Here is a 17,758-nt window from a genome sequence, read left to right as displayed (position 1 = left end):
AGCGTTTTTATGGGTCTAATAAAGAGAATTATTAGATTAAATAAATATTTAAATTAAAATATAATTAAATGAAAGGATTAGTTTTTACCCTGATGTTTGTGACAAGTTTTTGTTTCGCCCAGGAAAAAGTTACGATGAATCTTGGAGATTTTCATAGTTTAAAAACCTATAGAGGCTTGCAGGTTGAGCTGATAAAAAGTGACGAGTCAAAAGTGATTATTGATGGTAATAGGTCATCAGAAGTTACCGTTAAAAATAACAATGGTACTTTAAAAATTTCTATGAGCATTACCCATACTTTTTCAGCAGATGACGTGATGGTGTATTTGTATTATAATGATGAAATTAATCTGATTGATGCAAATGAAGGTTCACATATTTTTACAGATGAAGTCTTTAAACAAGAAAAAATTACTTGTAAAGCACAGGAAGCTGGACGAATAGTATTAGAATTGGATTCTGATCAACTCGATGTAACGGTTGTAACTGGTGGTGAAGTTAAATTAAAAGGAGTTTCAAAGAATCAAAATGTAAAATCCAATACAGGAGGAATTTATAAAGGAGAAAGACTGGAAACAGAATACACTAATGTTTCGGCAAAAACCGGAGGAATGGCAAAAGTATCGGCTTCTAAATTAGTTGATGCCAGCGCCAGTACAGGTGGTATTATAAACATAGTAGGAGATCCTGAAGAAGTAAAGAAAAGTGAGTCACTAGGTGGATATGTCAAACAATAGGTAATAAATAAGAATTTAATTATTAACTTTGTGATCTAAATGATAAAATAATGATGTTACAGACAATTTTTTTAGGTTTTGTTGGTCCATGGCAATGGATTATCATCGGTTTAGCCATTTTGTTACTTTTTGGAGGTAAAAAATTACCTGAATTGATGAAAGGATTAGGAACAGGCATTAAAGAATTCAAAAATGCCACGAATGACGAGGAAGAAGCTCAAAAAGCAGAAGAGAAAAAATAATTCCTTAATATTACGGATATAAAAAAACCTCCAATTTAATTGGAGGTTTTTTGTTTTAATTCCTGTGATAAACTGGTTTATTTTGACTTATTCTTTTCGTCCATATCCCTTATTTTATTGGCAGCCAGCAACGAAGCGGTCATATCATTTAACATAGAACTTGCAGCGTTCGGATTATTAGGTAATAAAATAAGATTTGAGCTACTATCTGCTCCTATAGATTGTAAGGTATCATAATGCTGTGTAATCACAATTAAAGCAGAAGCTTCTTGAGGGTTGATTCCAGCTTTGTTTAATGTATCAACACTTTCTTCAAGACCTCTAGCAATTTCTCGACGCTGATCAGCAATACCCCTACCTTGTAAACGTTTGCTTTCAGCCTCAGCTTTAGCTCTTTCAACTATTAATATACGTTGAGCATCTCCTTCATGCTGAGCGGCTACTTTTTCTCTTTCTGCCGCGTTAATCCTATTCATAGCCTCTTTTACTGAAGAGTCCGGATCAATATCAGTAACAAGCGCCTTGACAATATCATATCCATAATCAAGCATGGCCTGTTTTAAATCGTTTTTAACGGCAATGGCAATTTCATCTTTTTTTTCGAACACATCGTCCAGAATCATTTTAGGGATTTCAGCCCTTACCAAATCAAATATATAGGCTGTTAATTGTTCATGTGGGTTTTGTAGTCTATAAAAGGCATCGTAAACCTTATCCTTCAATATTTGGTATTGCACAGATATTTTGAGATGTACAAATACGTCATCTTTGGTTTTAGTTTCAACAACTACATCGAGTTGTTGTATTCTTAAACTCAAACGTGCCGCAATGCGATCTACAAAAGGTATTTTAAACTGAAGTCCGGCCCAGCGTATACTGTTGAATTTCCCGAATCTTTCAATAATGTAGGCTGTTTGCTGTTTGACCATAAACAGTCCTAAAAATAGAATGACAAGGGCTAATAAAATAAAGGGAATCGCAGTAATCATAACAAGAATTTTTTAGATAAAAATGATTACTAAAGTTACGAATAATAATTTCATTATTAGACATTGAAGTAATTGGAAAATTTATTTACTATTTTTGAGATATAAAAGAAAAAACCAAACATGAAAAGATTTCTTACATATGCCGGAGTATCGATATTAATCGTTTTTATCCTATACATTGTTTTTATATATTTTGTGACTTTTAGCGAAGGATACAGAGCAGGAGAACTTATTAAAATATCTAAAAGAGGATTGCTAGTTAAAACCTGGGAAGGAAGATTGAGCCAAGGCGTTTCAGAAGAGCAACAGTTCAATTTTTCAGTACAGAAAAGTGATGCTAAAGTTTTGCAAGATCTAAAAGATTTTCAAGGTAAAAGAGTAAAAGTAACTTATATTGAAAGGTTTGGAACCTTCTTCTGGCTTGGAGACACAAAGTATTATGTGAAAGAAGTAGAATTACTCAAAGACAATAAGGATTTAAATAATGACTAAGCAAGCTTTTAAAACAACAAAAGAATCTGAGATCGTGCTTACCGAACTCATGTTGCCATCGCATTCAAATTTTAGCGGAAAAATTCACGGTGGTTTTATTTTATCCTTGATGGATAAAACAGCCTTTACAGCAGCAACAAAATTCAGCAGCCATTATTGTGTAACCGCTTCTGTTAACAGGGTAGATTTTTTAAATCCAATTGAAGTAGGGGAGTTGGTAACCTTAAAAGCCAAAGTTAATTATGTTGGAAATTCCTCAATGGTTGTAGGAATCAGAGTTATTTCGCAGAATATCATGACGGGAGAAGAAAAACATTGTAATTCCTCCTATTTTTCAATGGTAGCAAAAGATAAAAATGGACAGAGCACTAAAGTTCCAGGATTAATCATTTCAAATAAAGAAGATTTGAGAAGATTTCTCAGATCTATCGAGCATATTAACAACAGGAATGATCGTAAAACAGAATTCAGTAAGAAAAATTTTATTCCTGAAAACTATGCTGAAACATTAAAGAATTACAATATCAAGCTTGAATTATAAGCTTTATCCTAATTTTTCGACCGCTGAACGAATTCTGGCCATTGTTTCGTCTCTTCCTATCAAAAATGCAATATCAGACAAATGAGGGCCTTTTAAAGCGCCAACAAGACTAAGTCTCAAGGGTTGCATCACTTTACCAAAACCAATTTCCTTAGAAGTGATCCATTCTTTAATGGTCATTTCAATCGTTTCAGAAGTATAATCTGAAATAGTAGCAATGACTTCAGTCAATTCATTCATAAGATCAGCTGTACCTTCCTTCCAGTTCTTTTTAGCAGCTTTAGCATCATATGCTTCAGGCGCCATAAAAAAGAAACTACCAAGTTCCCATAGATCTTCTACAAAAGTGGCTCTTTCTTTGATCAGACCTACAACTTTGACAATATAGTCAGCATCCAGGTTTTTGTCAAAAGAATTGCCAAGGTGTTTTTCCAAAACTGGAATAAACAATTCAGAAATTGCCTTGTCTTCTGATTTTATTAGGTATTGATGCTGGAACCATTTGGTCTTCTCAGCGTCAAACTTAGATCCTGACTTTCCTACTTTAGCAATGTCAAAAGCTTCAATTAATTCCTCTAGAGTGAAGAGCTCTTGTTCTGTTCCAGGGTTCCATCCTAAAAAAGCCAGCATATTGATAAAAGCTTCCGAGAAATAGCCATCTTCTTTGTAGCCTCTAGATACCTCACCGGTTGCTTCGTTGGTATAGGCTAATGGAAAAACCGGAAAACCGAGTTTATCCCCATCTCTTTTACTTAGTTTACCCTTTCCAGTTGGTTTTAAGATAAGTGGTAGATGTGCAAATTCAGGAGCTTCCCACCCAAATGATCGATACAATAAAACGTGTAAAGCCATAGACGGTAACCATTCTTCTCCTCTGATCACATGACTGATCTCCATTAAATGGTCATCAACAATATTAGCCAAATGATAGGTAGGCATTCCGTCAGATTTAAAAAGAATTTTATCATCTAGAACATTTGTGTCTATTTTTATGTCTCCCCTGATCATATCCTTAAGTTCAAGAATTTCATCAACGGGAGATTTAAAACGAATTACATATTTTTCTCCTGCATCGATTCTCTTTTGAACCTCTTCGGTGGATAGACTTAAAGAGTTTGTTAGTTTTTCTCTGTTATGCCAGTTGTATATAAAAGTTTTTCCTTTTTCCTGGTGGTCATTTCTGTGAAAATCTAGTTTTTCTGCCGTATCAAAGGCATAATAGGCATGTCCACTTTCAATAAGTTGATCAGCGTATTTCTGATATAAATCTTTTCTTTCAGATTGTCGATAAGGTCCAAAGTTGCCTTCTTTTCCAGGACCTTCATCAAAAGGAATCTGTGACCAATCTAACGCATCAACTATGTATTGTTCAGCATTTGCAACATATCTGTTTTGATCAGTATCTTCAATTCTAAGAACGAAAGTTCCGTTGTGTTTTTTGGCAAAAAGATAATTGAATAAGGCAGTTCTAACACCACCAATATGTAACGGGCCCGTTGGACTCGGCGCAAATCGTACTCTAACTTGTTTTGACATCTGATGCAAATTTTGCGCAAAGATAAGACCTTCCCTTGATTTTTAATAAGCCATGAGTTTATTATATTTGACAAAAAGATTATTATGATCGATAAAAGTTTTAAGCTGACACTTGTTATGCTTTTAATATGTCAATTTTCAATGGCTCAAATCATTGATCTTGTATATCTGAACGGGGATACTGAGCAGGTGGCATATAGAAACAAAACCGCCACTAGCAAAGGTATTAAATTAACTAATGGAGAACTGGTAAAGTACACCAACTTATCGTTGATAAGCACCAATAATTTTGAAGCGTTTGACAAGATATTTCGCAAAGCAGATAATAGATATCCCAATTTAAAGATTGAGTTTACAGGAGATAAGAATGCCTATTCACTTCAATTGGAGAAATTAAGTAAAAAGAGAACAGGAGCCGATGTAACAAGAGCGGCTGGAGGAATTATGACAATTCTGGGTGTGTTATCTGGAGACAGAGGTTTGACTGCAGCCGGATTGGCAACCAATGCAGCAGGGCGTATCGCGAGAGATATCAATGATGACAGAACGTCAAATACGCAAACAGCGATGTTGAATGATCTTGATGAAAGAACTAAAGAAAATGAGGCAGGTGAGCTTCAACAGCCGAAAGATGAGAAATCAGAAGAAGCATTGATGCGAGAGGAATATGGTGAAGAGAATGTAGATGGTTTGATAGAGTTGATAGACAAAAATTATGAAAAAGCGCTAGCCTATGCAAATGTAGGAGAATTGTCTAAAGATGCGAATTATCGCTTATCGGCAATTTGGTTGAAGGCCATGATTGCAGCCGAAAAGGAAGATACCCTGGAGGCCAAAAATCAATACGAAAGATTAATTACATTCGATCCGGAGATAAAGGAGTTTGAAGAAGCCGAAAGAGAAGTTAAACTCCTGTTACAAGAAGTTGAAAGCATAAGAAACGAAGAATGAAAAAGATAAAATTAATAGTAGCATTAGCAATAAGTATCCTCTTTTTCCAGAATAGTAACGCACAAGATTGGCCCGATTTGAATAGATTTAGAAAACAAAATAATAGTTTAGGATTGCCTTCTCCAGAGGAGAAAAGAGTTGTGTTTATGGGTAATTCTATTACTGAGGGATGGCCCAATAAAGATCCAGAATTTTTTAAAAACCCAAATTATATCAACCGAGGAATAGGGGGGCAAACAACACCCCAAATGTTGTTGCGCTTTAGAGCAGACGTGATTGATTTACAACCAAAAGTTGTAATCATTTTGGCTGGCACAAATGACATTGCGGGCAATACTGGCCCCATGACTTTAGAGGAAATAAGAGACAATATTATTTCAATGTCTGAGTTGGCTACAGCAAATGGAATTGAAGTAATTATTTCATCTGTTTTACCAGCCTTTGATTATGCCTGGAGGCCTGGCTTAGAGCCCAATATAAAGATCCCGCAATTGAATGCCATGTTAAAGAACTATGCCGAAAAAAATGATTTAATCTACCTGGATTATTTCAGCGCTATGGCAGATGATCAAAATGGCTTACCAAAAGAACTAGCAGAAGATGGAGTTCACCCCACTACAAAAGGTTATGCCATTATGAAACCAATGGTTATTGAAGCCATTGACAGAGCCTTGAATCAATAGTTGGTACTACTTTTTCATGAATGAAATAGCTTAAAAATTGAACTTTTAATTGATTCTGGTTTTTGCCTTCCTTGTTGCCAGAGGTCAGATTTAACCATTGAAATGGTCTTTTAGCAATCTGACATTATCTGGAATGATTCTAGATAATTCTTATCTTTGAACATTTTCTTATAAATTATAGCAAAACTCTTTAACAGATACTTATAAAGTATTTAGTTCAAAACGCTTTCTTGATTTGTATTTCGATTAGGAAAAATAGGATCATAGTTCCCTATTGTAAATAGAGAATATAATCAAGTTAAATCTAAAACTAATTAATATGAAATTGGTAAAACCCTTAACAGTCCTTCTTTTAACATTATTGATGGCATGCAATTTTGAAACTAAAAAAAAAGAAGCTGCTGATGCTGTTTTTACTAACGGTAAAGTATATACGGTAAACGAATCACAACCGTGGGTAGATGCCTTTGCGGTAAAAGATGGAAAATTTTTGGCAGTTGGAAGTAATGAAGAAATCAAAGCCTATATGGGAGAAGGCACAGAAGTCGTTGACTTAAAAGGACAATTTATAACACCTGGGTTTATTGACACACATTTTCATTCTGTAGCGGCATCCGTTCTCACCTCTGAATTCAATACTGGATCAGCTGAAACAAATGAAGAAATGTATAAAATGCTTCGTGAATTTGCTGCTTCTTTACCTGAAGAGAGAACAAAACCATTAATAACCTATGGTTGGCATTTGGCTAATTTTCCGCCAGAAGGACCAAAAAAAGAGGATCTTGATGAAATCTTTGGAGACCTTCCAGTATTATTTGTCCGCTCAGATGGACATGGGGCCTGGGCAAATACCGCAGCTTTAAAAGTAGCAAATATCACTAAAGATACTCCAGATCCGACGGAGCAAAGTTATTACCAACGAGATGCCAATGGTGAAGCCACTGGTTTTATTGAAGAGATACCAGCTTATTTTGGAGTGTATTTTCCAATGATTGGAGATATTTCTGAAGAATGGTTGGAAGGCGTTGTTTCAAAAGCGTTTCCTAAATTTCCAGCGGTTGGACTTACTTCTGTATTTGATCCTGGAGTATTGTTTGCGGAGTCTATTCCTGCCATGAATGCAGTTAATAGTTTTAATAAAAAACATGGTGCTGTAATGCGTGTATCTATGTCACATTATTCAATGAATTTAGAAGATGATTTTGCAGCAGCACAGGCCTTAATAAATAATTCGAAAAGTGAAGATGTGTATTCAAACTCTATAAAAATAAATGTTGACGCTTCTATTGAAACAGGCACTGGGTTCTTAAAAGAGCCTTATTCAGGGAAATATGAAGGTACAGGAATGACTGTGTTTCCAATTGATGAATTTAATGCTTTAGTTAACAAATGTTATAAAAATGGGGTAAACATGCATTTTCATGTATGTGGTGATGCCGGGATAGATATGGTAATAGATGCTATGGAAGCAGCTATTGCTGAGCATGGTGAGGGTTTAGCAAGAGGAAATATGACACATGCTATGATGATTGATCCTGCAGATATGCCGCGTTTTAATGACGCGAATACTGGGGTTAGTTTCAGCGCTTTATGGATCATGCCTGGACCATCGATGGATGTTAATTATGATGTCGTTGGAAAAGAAAGAGCTGATGCTTTTTATCCTGCAGGTAGCGTAGTAAGCGCAGGTGGTAAAGTAGGTATTGGTTCAGATTATCCTGTAGCAACAACATTTCCAAGTTATGCTCCATTAGATAATATTGAAATGTTTGTACGTAGAGCAAGAGCAGGGAAAAAAGATGCTAAACAGCAAGGGCATGATGAAGATAAACTATCATTAGAAGATGCTATAAAAGCAGCAACAATTAGTAATGCTTGGTTAATGAATGGTGATAAAGAATTTGGTTCAATTGAAGTTGGTAAATCTGCAGACTTTGTGGCTTTGGAAAAAAGTTTGTTTGATGTGCCAGAACATGAAATAAGTCAAGTTAGTATTAATGCAACATACTATAAAGGTAATGCAACCTTTGAAAGAGAAAACAATTAAAAATCATGAAAAAAATTCAATTAATACTGTCAGTATTAGTTATAACCTTACTAATTGGTTGTAAGTCTGAAACAAAACAGGAAGCTGCGGATATGGTTTTTACCAATGGTAATGTGATTACAGTTGATGAAGAACAACCTTCAGCGGAAGCAGTGGCCATAAAGGATAATAAAATCGTGTTTGTAGGTTCTTCTGAAGATGCTAAGGCTTACATAGGCGAAGGTACAGAAACTACAGATTTGGCAGGTAAAACCATGATGCCAGGGTTTGTTAGCGGGCACGACCACATTATCGCTTCCCAATGGACAAAGCAAGGTCTTGATTTAAACGGAGCGACCAATAAAGAAGAGACCTATGCATTAATTAAAAAATATGTAGCCGATAATCCAGACATGGAGTATTATACCGGAATGGGATATAATAAAACGTTGATGGGTGGTTTTCCAACAGCAAAAGAGTTGGATGAACTTATTCCTGACAAAGTCGCTATTTTCCTCGATTTTACCATTCATGATGCCTGGTTAAATTCAGAAGCGATGAAGGCTGGTGGGATTACAAAAGATTCACCTGATGACGTTCCTGGAGTAACATACTGGGTAAGAGATACCGCAGGTACGCCCTCCGGTGTTGGAGTAGAACTAGCCTGGTTTCCAACCTATGCGAAAGTGATGTGGAATCCTGAGAAAATGATAGAAGATAGCCGTGAATTTCTGCATAGCAATGCAATAGCAGCAGGTTATACTACCATGTTAACGCCTGGCCTAGTAACCCCAAATTTCAGTAATACAGAAGGTATGTTTGATGATTTAGAGATTACCATGCAAATACTTACAAAGCTTGATAATGAAGGGAAATTAGGTATACGGTCATTCGTCCAACCAGCTTATAAAGATGCCAATTCTGATCCTATAGAATTTAGCAAACGTGTTAAAGAGTTTGCTGATAAGTATAACGGAGATCATTTAAGGGTTCATGGTATTAAAATTCACCCTGAAGGCACATGGAGTTCAGGAGGTGTACTTATGGTTGAGCCATGGGAAGGGACTGATGATTACGGCGCTTCGGCTACCTCTCCAGACCGGATGAAAGAAGTGCTTCTGGCTGCAAACCCTCTTGGATTGGATGTATTTACACATGTTGAAGGATCAGGTTCTGTGGCAGGTAAAATTGACGCTATTCTTGCCTCAAGAGAAGCCGGTAATACCGATGAAAGAAATGCCTTACATCACTTTCAAATCGCGACCCCTGCTGACTTACAAAGAACCATTGACCACAACATCCCTGTGAATGTTACTCCAATTTTCTCAACAGATTGGGCAAGTCAGGATAAGGACTATCTAAGAATGTTAGGTAAAGAAAGAACAAGTACGCATGTGGCAAGATATGCTGATGTAATTGGTGCTGGGAACAAGGTGAGTATTTCATCAGATATACCATCATCACCTGTAGAAAGTGTTGGCGCTTTAACACAAATTCAGACAGCCGTAACTTTCAGAAATCCATTAGATTTTGAAAATTCTAAAAAATTTCCAGCTGATGCTAAAACCCTAACAGTAGCCCAAGCTATTCAAGCGGTAACAATTAACCCGGCATGGCAAATTAGAATGGAAGATAAAATTGGTTCAATTGAAGTTGGAAAATACGCAGATTTTGTGATCCTAGAAGCAAGTCCTTATGAAGTGGATGAAACTAAAATTAAAGACATCAAGGTTATCGGTACTATTATGGATGGCAAATACACTTATAAATCAGATGATAAACAAGCTGTATTGAAAACACATCCTAAACATTTTGTACCAATACCAGCAGCGCTAAAAGGTTGTAATCATGGATCGCATTTATAAATGAACAATTTATTTGAAGTGTTTATTAAATAAATAAAAAAATAATTAGGGTTTTTCATTAATAATTACACTGTTATAAGCAAGAGACACTAAATACTTAAAAAATAAACTAACATGAAAAAAATTCAATTAACACTCTCAGTATTATTTATAAGCTTACTAATAAGTTGTAATACTGAAACTAAAAAAGAAACCGCGGATATGGTTTTTACCAATGGTAATGTGATTACTGTTGATGAAGCGCGACCTGCAGCAGAGGCCGTAGCGGTTAAAGACGGTAAGATTGTCTTTGTAGGATCTAGCGAAGAAGCACAGGCCTACATTGGCGAAGGTACTGAAACCACTGACTTGGCAGGTAAAACAATGATGCCTGGCTTTGTGAGTGCACATGATCACCTTATAGCGTCTTCATGGGTGTCTTTAGGCGTTCAAATCTATGATGCTAAAGATAGGGCTGAAGCGCTTGCTATGATTAAAGCATATGCTGAAGCCAATCCAGACAAAAAAGTAATTCAAGGTATTGGTTGGGATACCAATATGTTAGGGGGATACCCAGTTGCTACGGAATTAGATGCAGCTGTACCTAACAGACCGGCCTTTATTTTGGATAATACCATTCATGATGCCTGGTTAAATACAGCGGCTTTAACAGCTGCGAATATTACGAAAGACACCCCAGATACAGTTCCGGGTGTAACCTTTTGGATGCGAGATGCTGAAGGAAACCCAACAGGAATTGCCATTGAAATACAATGGTTTGAAGCTTATGGTGAAGTTGCCTGGGATCCTGAAAATATGATTAGAGAAAGTGCAGAAGAATTATATGCTGCTGCTGCAAGTAATGGAACGACTACTTTTTTATGCCCTGGAATTGTGACACCCAACATTAAAGATGTTCATGATAAGATGGAAAAAGATTTTGTGGTAGCCATGGACTTATTAAAAGAAAAAGAGGATAACGGAACCTTAAAAATGCGTACAGTGGCACTTCCAATGTATAAAAGTGCTATTGGTGATCCTCAAAAATTTGTAGATTTTGGTCTTAGAATGAATAAGAAATACAACTCTGACAAGTTGATGGTTACGAGCCTTAAAATTCATCCTGAAGGGAATACCGTAGCTGGAACTGCACCACATATTGAAAACTATCTAGGTACAGATGGGAATGGATCTTTCAATGTGCAGCCTGAAGAGACTATGTCAATTGTTACCCAAGCTGCTAAGGTAGGTTTGGATGTGATGATACATACTGATGGTGACCGCTCATCAAAAGCTGCCGTTGATGCTATATTGGCTGCTCGTGAAATTGATGCAGATAACAGAAGTGCTTTGCACCATGCTATTTTTGTTCATCCAGATGATCAACAACGTATTATTGACAATAAAATACCGGTAAACTCTACACCAAATTTTACGAATACTTTTGGTAATGGTGATAAAGATAATATTAGAATTAGAGGAGAAGAGCAAGTGAATTCTTCTTTAGGACGATACCCACATTTAGCTAGAAATGGTGTACCAGTGAGTATTTCTGCCGATGTTCCAAGTACACCTATTAGCATGCAAGGACCATTATTTGTTGCACAATGTGCAACGACATTAAAAGATGCTTCAAATCCTAATGCAACTGCTTTTCCTGAAAATCGTACACCTATGACGGTTGAAGAAGCTATTCGTGCTATTACAATTGATGCAGCGTGGCAATTGAGTTTGGAAGATAAAGTAGGATCGATTGTAGAAGGAAAATTGGCAGATTTTGTGATCCTGGAAGCAAGTCCATATGAAGTGGGAGCAGATAAACTTAAAGATATTAAAGTAGTGGCTACGATTATGGATGGAGAGTATACCCATAAGGCAGATGATAGAACAGCTTATAACCTGGTTAGTGATGAGCACTTTGCGCCTATGCCAGCTGAATTGATAGGTTGTGATCATGGATCAAATTCTCATAGAAATTAACGCTGTTTATTAGCACCAAGAAAGGAAATATCGATTAGCGGTATTTCCTTCCTTTTTGTTAAAAAGAAAAAACTTTTAGGGTTTTTGATGTCTTTTTGCACTTGTATAAGTAAGAGACACTAAAAACATAAAGACATAAAAAATGAAAAATTTAAAACAACTTCTACTCGTACTAATTTTATTTACTTCTTTACTTGCTGCTGCACAAGAAGAAAACGCTTCAACAGTTGGTCAGGAAGAAGAATCGATTGATGCTTCAAAACCAACCAACTTCTATTCTTTCTTAGATAATACCTTAGAATTTTCAAGCCAGAAAAATCAGAATGTTTTTGGCTATAGAGGAAAATTGACTTTGGCTTTGTCAGAGGCGCATTTGGTCTTGGCAGAAGTTCCTTTACTTTATAATGATCGTACTGAGAAATTTGGTATTGGAGATCTAAGAGCCCGGTATTTCTTTTTACCTTATAAAAACTACGATAAGTTTGTTGGTGCTTTTGGAGCATCTGTAGATATCTTTGTACCTACCGGATCATTTGATGATGGCATTGGATCTGGACGTTTTATAGTTTCTCCAGGATTAACCGTTGGTTTGATGGCCGCTGATTGGATTCAGTTTTTCCCTATACTTTCATATCAATACGCAAGTAAACCAGTCTATGACAATCCGAGCCCTTCTGCAGATCAGGCAACCCATGGTTTGAGTTTTCAAGTTATAACTCCTATCGTATTTTCAGAAAAGTTCTTTATGCAGCTCACTCCCATTTTTAAAATGAATGATTTTAATAATGAACGAAATGACAGGTTTGAACAAGAAGTTTTTGCATCCTACAGTATCAATCCAAAAATGCAAATTACAGGTTTTTACAGTGGGAAGTTCGAAGACCAAAACCATACCGTAAGTGCTGGTTTGACAATATTTTTTTAATGACAGAAATTTACGTTTCGACGAATCTGAATGAATTGTTAATGGGTTTATATATCTAAAGAAATTTTTATGAAGAATCAGTTTTTAAAGAGCTTAGTTTTACTGATAGCGCTGATTTTTAGCACCTTTATTGTTGCGCAAAGCACAGGTGAAAACAATTTCAAGTCAATTAAGCTTGAGAATGATACTATTGAAAAGAAGCATATTGACAGGTTTGATCGTTGGGCCTATTCTCAAAAGAAACACGATGTGTTTTTCTATCTGGCCCCAATGTTTCAATACGGAACGGGAGAGCCAGATAATGCCTATAATTTACATCACGATTTAGGATTGATGTATCGTTGGTTTATGGTAGATAATGATAAGATCAAAATAAATTTTCAAGGGTGGCTCGAACAAAGCACTCTTTGGGCTGGAGAAACGACCAGTAATTTTTCAAAGAAAACGGGGATGATTTCATCACCTAATGCTTCAACGGTTACTGATCATGACTTTAGCATTGAAAGTTTCTTTTTTGAAATGTTTTTGTTTGATCAAAAATGGGATATTACCCTGGGTAAGTTTGATCCTTTGTTTTTAACCACTTTTACGAATTATTCAGGTTGGGATAAATACAATTATTTTGCCAAAAGTGCTGCTTCTGACCCGGTACCTGATCTGGAGGGAGGTATGGGACTTTATTCTGAATATCATATATCTAAAAGTTTGAGTATTGGAGGCCTGGTTGTAGACAATGAAGCTGTTAATGACTATATATACCTTCCTGAATTTGCAAGTACCAGTTGGAATTATATGGGATTCCTACGCTTTAAATTAGGGCAGAAAAAAGGATTGTATTCTGATCATAACTTTATGGTATACCGCCAGTCTGAAACTGAGAATAAATCATCAGGTTCTGGCTGGATATATACAGCGAATCAAGGATTGACTGAAAAAATGATTTTGATTTTGAAGTTGTCGAATGGCTCTGGAAGAATTGATAAGTTGAATGCGGCATATGTTGCAGGCTTATCATTTTTAGATCCATTTAAGAGAAGTGCAGATCAGGCAGGATTTGCATTGATGATAAATGAAAAAAACGGTCAACAAGAATATGGATTGGATACGTTTTATAGATTCTTTATCAATCCATATGTTAATGTTGCCCCTAATTTTCAAGCTTATTACACCATAAACGAAAGGGTTAATACTGTTTTTGGCCTTAGGGCTTTTATTACTTATTGATTACTTTTGTGAATTATATCTGCTAACCGCTACAACCTATGAATAATTTCATTCCCAAAAACAGTTTATGGATACTGCTATTGGTCTTATTCTTTTCATGTAGTTTTTTGCAGGCCCAAACTTTTAAAGACATGTTTATCAGTAAAGATGATGGGGCCGTTGATATGAGCGAATTTTTGAATTCCAATACGGGTTTTTTACCTGTACCAATAATCATTACAGAACCAGCTGTGGGGTTTGGAGGAGGATTAGCCTTAGCCTATTTTCATAAAGGAAAAACATTTGAAAATAAAGGAGCAAAGGGTTTATCACCAACGGTTAGTTTTGCTGCCGGGGCCTACACGTCTAACGGGACATGGTTTATTGGTGGAGGTCACCAGGGATCTTATTTGAATGACAGGATTAGATATTTAGGGGTATTGGCTTATGTTTCGGCTAATTTGACTTTTTATGGTGCAGGATTTGAAAACCTACAGAACGAGTACAGATTTAATATGAAAGGATTCCTCACCATGCAGGAATTGCTATATCGGGTAAAAAAGGAAGTCCCTTTTTTTATGGGTTTGAATTACCTTTATTTTAATAATCAGATAGCCTTTAATACAGGTATCGATATTCCAGAGTTGGAAGTCCTTGAAATTGACACGAATACGGCTGGAATGAATGCTGTTTTTATGTATGATGGAAGAGATAATTCTTTAACACCAAACAAGGGTATAAAAACATCATTGGAAATTGGTGCATTTGCAGAAGCTTTGGGAGGAGATAACAATTACGGGAATTTAGATTCCAGAACTTATTTTTATACTCCTGTTAATGAGAAGGTGTTTTCCGGTTATCGACTGCAAGTGGCGTCAAAATGGGGAGATGTACCTTTTTATCAATTACCCTTTATATCTTTAAGAGGTATTCCTGCGCTTCGATATCAAAACGACAATGTTTATACGGTAGAAACAGAATGGCGTTGGAACTTTTTAAAACGGTGGAGTGCCGTTGGGTTTATTGGTGCCGGAGAAGCGTTAAAAAATTATGGTGATATTTTCCAAGATGTTAAAGTGGCAGGAGGTGCAGGATTTAGGTATTTTTTAGCCAAACAATACGGGCTTCATACGGGAATAGATATTGCAAGAGGCCCAGAGATTTGGGCTTGGAATATAACAATTGGAAGCAATTGGGCACGTTAATTAGTATTTAATTATTATGAAATTATCAAAAGTATTTTTAATTACGACTCTTCTATTTTCAACGCATCTTTGGTCTCAAGAAACGCATTATTGGTTCCATAATTTTGGGGCTGTTTCATCTCTTAAAGGGGGCATAGAAGTTGGAGGAATCAGAAATGTTGCTGCAGCATATTATAATCCCGGGGCACTGGCTTTTATAGATGGAGAGTTTTTTGAAGGACAAGCAGACGTCGTTTCAATTGATGTATTAAACATAAAGAACGCCGGAGGAGATGAAATAAATTTAGACTATTTCTCAGGAGATGTAGCGCCATCTTTAATCGCCTATTTGAAAAGGTCGAAAAAACGACCCGATATGACTTATGCCTTTGGCGCCATGACACGTTATAATACAAATTTGTCTTTTAATATTGAACATGAGAATGTAGGGAATTATTTGAGTCCAGACAGCAGAGAAGATATCTTTCAAGGTCAACTGAGATATGATAACAGGATCAGGGAAAGCTGGGTTTTTGGAGCTTTTGCTTATAAAGTAACAGAAAGGATTGGGCTAGGCTTGGGAATGTATTTTTTTATCAGAACTCAAGACTATTTGGATAGTTATGTGGCAAGCGCTTTTCCTGAGGATGAGGTTGGGAACCCTTTGAATCAGTTTTCAGATTTGACCTCGAACAATGAGGAGCAAAAGTTTAATGCCAGAACAATGGGCTTTATTTTTCGTCCAGCCATTGACATCGATCTTGATGAGCTTAAATTAGGCTTGACTATGTCTACTCCTTCAATAAGTTTGGGTTTGTTAAACAATTATGCATACAAGTCACAGGTATCTGTATTACCTGATGAAGACATACTTGTAAGCAGCACAGATTCTCATGATAAATACAGTGGCGTTTATAAGACACCTTTTTCAGTTAGTTTTGGTGCAGAATATGATTTTGGAAAACTCGTAGTAGGCTTTTCAACCGAATGGTTTGCCAAAATTGAAACTTATGAAATGATCAAAAAGAATGATAATAGCATTGATCTTGATTATCCTACCGGGCCTACTGAAGACTATGCAATTCCGGTAATGGCGCATAAAAGTGTAACGAATGTAGGGCTTTCAATTCGTTATGAAATTAAAGAATGGATCAGTTATATTGGTAGCTTTAGAACGGATATGAACTTTTTTGATGAAGAGGCGCTTGACAGAGCTGAAGATTTTGTTCCGAATATAACCTATTGGGATTTATATCATATTACTTCAGGAATCAAGATGTCAAATAAAAAGCTGGACCTCACAGTAGGCCTGGATTATGCGAATGGGAGTTCTGAAGCAGACCCTCAGTTTGTGAGCATGACTTCAGCGAGTCAGGCAAATTTTTTACGAGGGGATATACAAAACAACACATCAACGCAGTATCATAATTTTAGTTTTACACTTGGTATCAATCTAAATATTGAAAAGGCAGCGAATAGCAAGTAGGCCTTAATCTCGAAAAACGATCTCTACCTCAGAATTTGGAAAATCAACATCAATGTTTTCATGTATTGATTTTCTGAATTGCGAAAGCTTGTCTAATGCTATGGTTGATTCGTTTGATGTAGCATAAATAAGTACCAAATGGCTGCTACCTGTTTTTGAAATGTGACAGCGATCAATGGCTAATCCATCCGGGAGGTGGTTTTGGACAACACTTTCGATTTGTTTAACAGATTCTTGATTTTGAAGACTCCCTCCGCCAAGCTCTATAAAACCTTCTTTGATGACTTGAAACGGTGTGTTTAAAAGCAGTATGGCCATCAGAATTACAATAATGGCATCACCTATATACAGTAAAAAAGAGAATCTTGAAGTTTCTGGAACAAAGGTGGTGAGCACTAGAGCCACCCCTACTGCGATCGTCATAAAACCATCTATCTTACTGGCCTTGGCTTCAACGGCAAGGATACTGCTCTTAAAGTTGATCTTTTTATTTTTGTTCTGGTAGAGAAATGCCAATCCGAAGCATAGCACAACCATGAGAACCATATAAATAACAATAGGGCCTGTTTTAAGTTTTTCGAGCTCTTTACCTTCAATAAATTCCAGGATTTTTATGGCATTTTGAAAAACAGCTGCAATGATCACCCCTAGAATTAGAATCCCTTTTGAAAGGGTAAAGAATGACTCATAAAAATACCGTCCATATGGGAAGACAGCGGTTCTCTTGTGTTTTTTATGGATGATGATGATGGCACCAACCGTGGTCACGGCAGAGATAAATGAGAAATTTCCATCTAATAACAGTGCCTCAGAGCCGGTTACAGAAAAGGCAATCCAGCCAGCTATCGCCATAATAACATTAATAACTACGCCTATTTTAAGGGCTGAGGTTTCAATTAAATCTGTATTCTGTTTCATTTCTTATGTTAACACTTTACT

16 protein-coding genes are annotated in these 17,758 nt (G+C 36.3%); 13 read left to right on the top strand and 3 right to left on the bottom strand.

From position 1 onward, the window contains the following. Positions 1-68 precede the first annotated feature (68 nt). Together QWY87_RS01845 and QWY87_RS01840 are read left to right on the top strand one after the other, a co-directional pair. Positions 69-737 (top strand): head GIN domain-containing protein, encoded by a 669-nt coding sequence (locus tag QWY87_RS01845; protein WP_290287662.1) that lies wholly within the window; start codon positions 69-71, stop codon positions 735-737. Positions 738-787: 50 nt separating this feature from the next. Next, positions 788-979 (top strand): twin-arginine translocase TatA/TatE family subunit, encoded by a 192-nt coding sequence (locus QWY87_RS01840; protein ID WP_290287661.1) that lies wholly within the window; start codon positions 788-790, stop codon positions 977-979. A 77-nt stretch (positions 980-1,056) separates the two neighbouring features. Here the strand turns inward: QWY87_RS01840 and QWY87_RS01835 are convergent, their stop codons facing one another. Further along, positions 1,057-1,968 carry an SPFH domain-containing protein gene (locus QWY87_RS01835; RefSeq protein WP_290287660.1) on the bottom strand — a complete coding sequence of 304 codons (912 nt, stop codon included), beginning with the start codon at positions 1,966-1,968 and terminating at the stop codon, positions 1,057-1,059. A gap of 120 nt (positions 1,969-2,088) precedes the next feature. On the opposite strand from QWY87_RS01835, the gene QWY87_RS01830 reads away from it, so the two are divergent. Both QWY87_RS01830 and QWY87_RS01825 read left to right on the top strand, forming a co-directional pair. After that, positions 2,089-2,460, top strand: a complete 372-nt coding sequence (locus QWY87_RS01830) for a 6-phosphogluconate dehydrogenase (RefSeq protein WP_290287659.1) — start codon at positions 2,089-2,091, stop codon at positions 2,458-2,460. Next, positions 2,453-3,001, top strand: a complete 549-nt coding sequence (locus QWY87_RS01825; protein WP_290287658.1) for an acyl-CoA thioesterase — start codon at positions 2,453-2,455, stop codon at positions 2,999-3,001. The genes QWY87_RS01830 and QWY87_RS01825 overlap by 8 nt, the downstream gene beginning before the upstream one ends. A 3-nt stretch (positions 3,002-3,004) precedes the next feature. On the opposite strand, the gene gltX is transcribed toward QWY87_RS01825, so the two are convergent. Further along, positions 3,005-4,537, bottom strand: a complete 1,533-nt coding sequence (gene gltX / locus QWY87_RS01820) for a glutamate--tRNA ligase (protein WP_290287657.1) — start codon at positions 4,535-4,537, stop codon at positions 3,005-3,007. Between the two features lie 84 nt (positions 4,538-4,621). Between gltX and QWY87_RS01815 the strand changes: the two genes are divergently transcribed. The 9 genes from QWY87_RS01815 (at position 4,622) to QWY87_RS01775 (ending at position 16,819) form a co-directional block, all read left to right on the top strand. Then, entirely contained in the window at positions 4,622-5,488 is an 867-nt protein-coding gene (locus QWY87_RS01815) for a hypothetical protein (RefSeq protein ID WP_290287656.1), read from the top strand. Then, positions 5,485-6,171, top strand: a complete 687-nt coding sequence (locus tag QWY87_RS01810; RefSeq protein WP_290287655.1) for an SGNH/GDSL hydrolase family protein — start codon at positions 5,485-5,487, stop codon at positions 6,169-6,171. Before QWY87_RS01815 ends, QWY87_RS01810 begins: the two co-directional genes overlap by 4 nt. A gap of 319 nt (positions 6,172-6,490) precedes the next feature. Then, positions 6,491-8,218, top strand: a complete 1,728-nt coding sequence (locus QWY87_RS01805; protein ID WP_290287654.1) for an amidohydrolase — start codon at positions 6,491-6,493, stop codon at positions 8,216-8,218. 5 nt (positions 8,219-8,223) lie between these two features. Continuing rightward, complete coding sequence (locus QWY87_RS01800) at positions 8,224-10,062, top strand: amidohydrolase (protein ID WP_290287653.1); 1,839 nt, start codon at positions 8,224-8,226, stop codon at positions 10,060-10,062. Positions 10,063-10,176: 114 nt separating this feature from the next. Further along, the gene (locus QWY87_RS01795) at positions 10,177-12,021 is read left to right on the top strand and encodes an amidohydrolase (protein WP_290287652.1); all 1,845 of its coding nucleotides are present in this window, start codon (positions 10,177-10,179) and stop codon (positions 12,019-12,021) included. A 142-nt stretch (positions 12,022-12,163) separates the two neighbouring features. Then, complete coding sequence (locus tag QWY87_RS01790; protein ID WP_290287651.1) at positions 12,164-12,946, top strand: hypothetical protein; 783 nt, start codon at positions 12,164-12,166, stop codon at positions 12,944-12,946. Between the two features lie 69 nt (positions 12,947-13,015). After that, complete coding sequence (locus QWY87_RS01785) at positions 13,016-14,170, top strand: hypothetical protein (RefSeq protein WP_290287650.1); 1,155 nt, start codon at positions 13,016-13,018, stop codon at positions 14,168-14,170. A gap of 38 nt (positions 14,171-14,208) precedes the next feature. After that, complete coding sequence (locus tag QWY87_RS01780; protein WP_290287649.1) at positions 14,209-15,354, top strand: BamA/TamA family outer membrane protein; 1,146 nt, start codon at positions 14,209-14,211, stop codon at positions 15,352-15,354. A gap of 16 nt (positions 15,355-15,370) precedes the next feature. Next, positions 15,371-16,819 (top strand): hypothetical protein, encoded by a 1,449-nt coding sequence (locus QWY87_RS01775; RefSeq protein ID WP_290287648.1) that lies wholly within the window; start codon positions 15,371-15,373, stop codon positions 16,817-16,819. Positions 16,820-16,822: 3 nt separating this feature from the next. Here the strand turns inward: QWY87_RS01775 and QWY87_RS01770 are convergent, their stop codons facing one another. After that, positions 16,823-17,737, bottom strand: a complete 915-nt coding sequence (locus QWY87_RS01770) for a cation transporter (RefSeq protein WP_290287647.1) — start codon at positions 17,735-17,737, stop codon at positions 16,823-16,825. Positions 17,738-17,758 lie beyond the last annotated feature (21 nt).

This window comes from Lutimonas halocynthiae (assembly GCF_030409835.1).
Taxonomy (GTDB): Bacteria; Bacteroidota; Bacteroidia; order Flavobacteriales; family Flavobacteriaceae; genus Lutimonas; species Lutimonas halocynthiae.
Note: the sequence above shows the minus strand (reverse complement) of the source record. Positions and strands in the feature narration are given on the sequence as shown.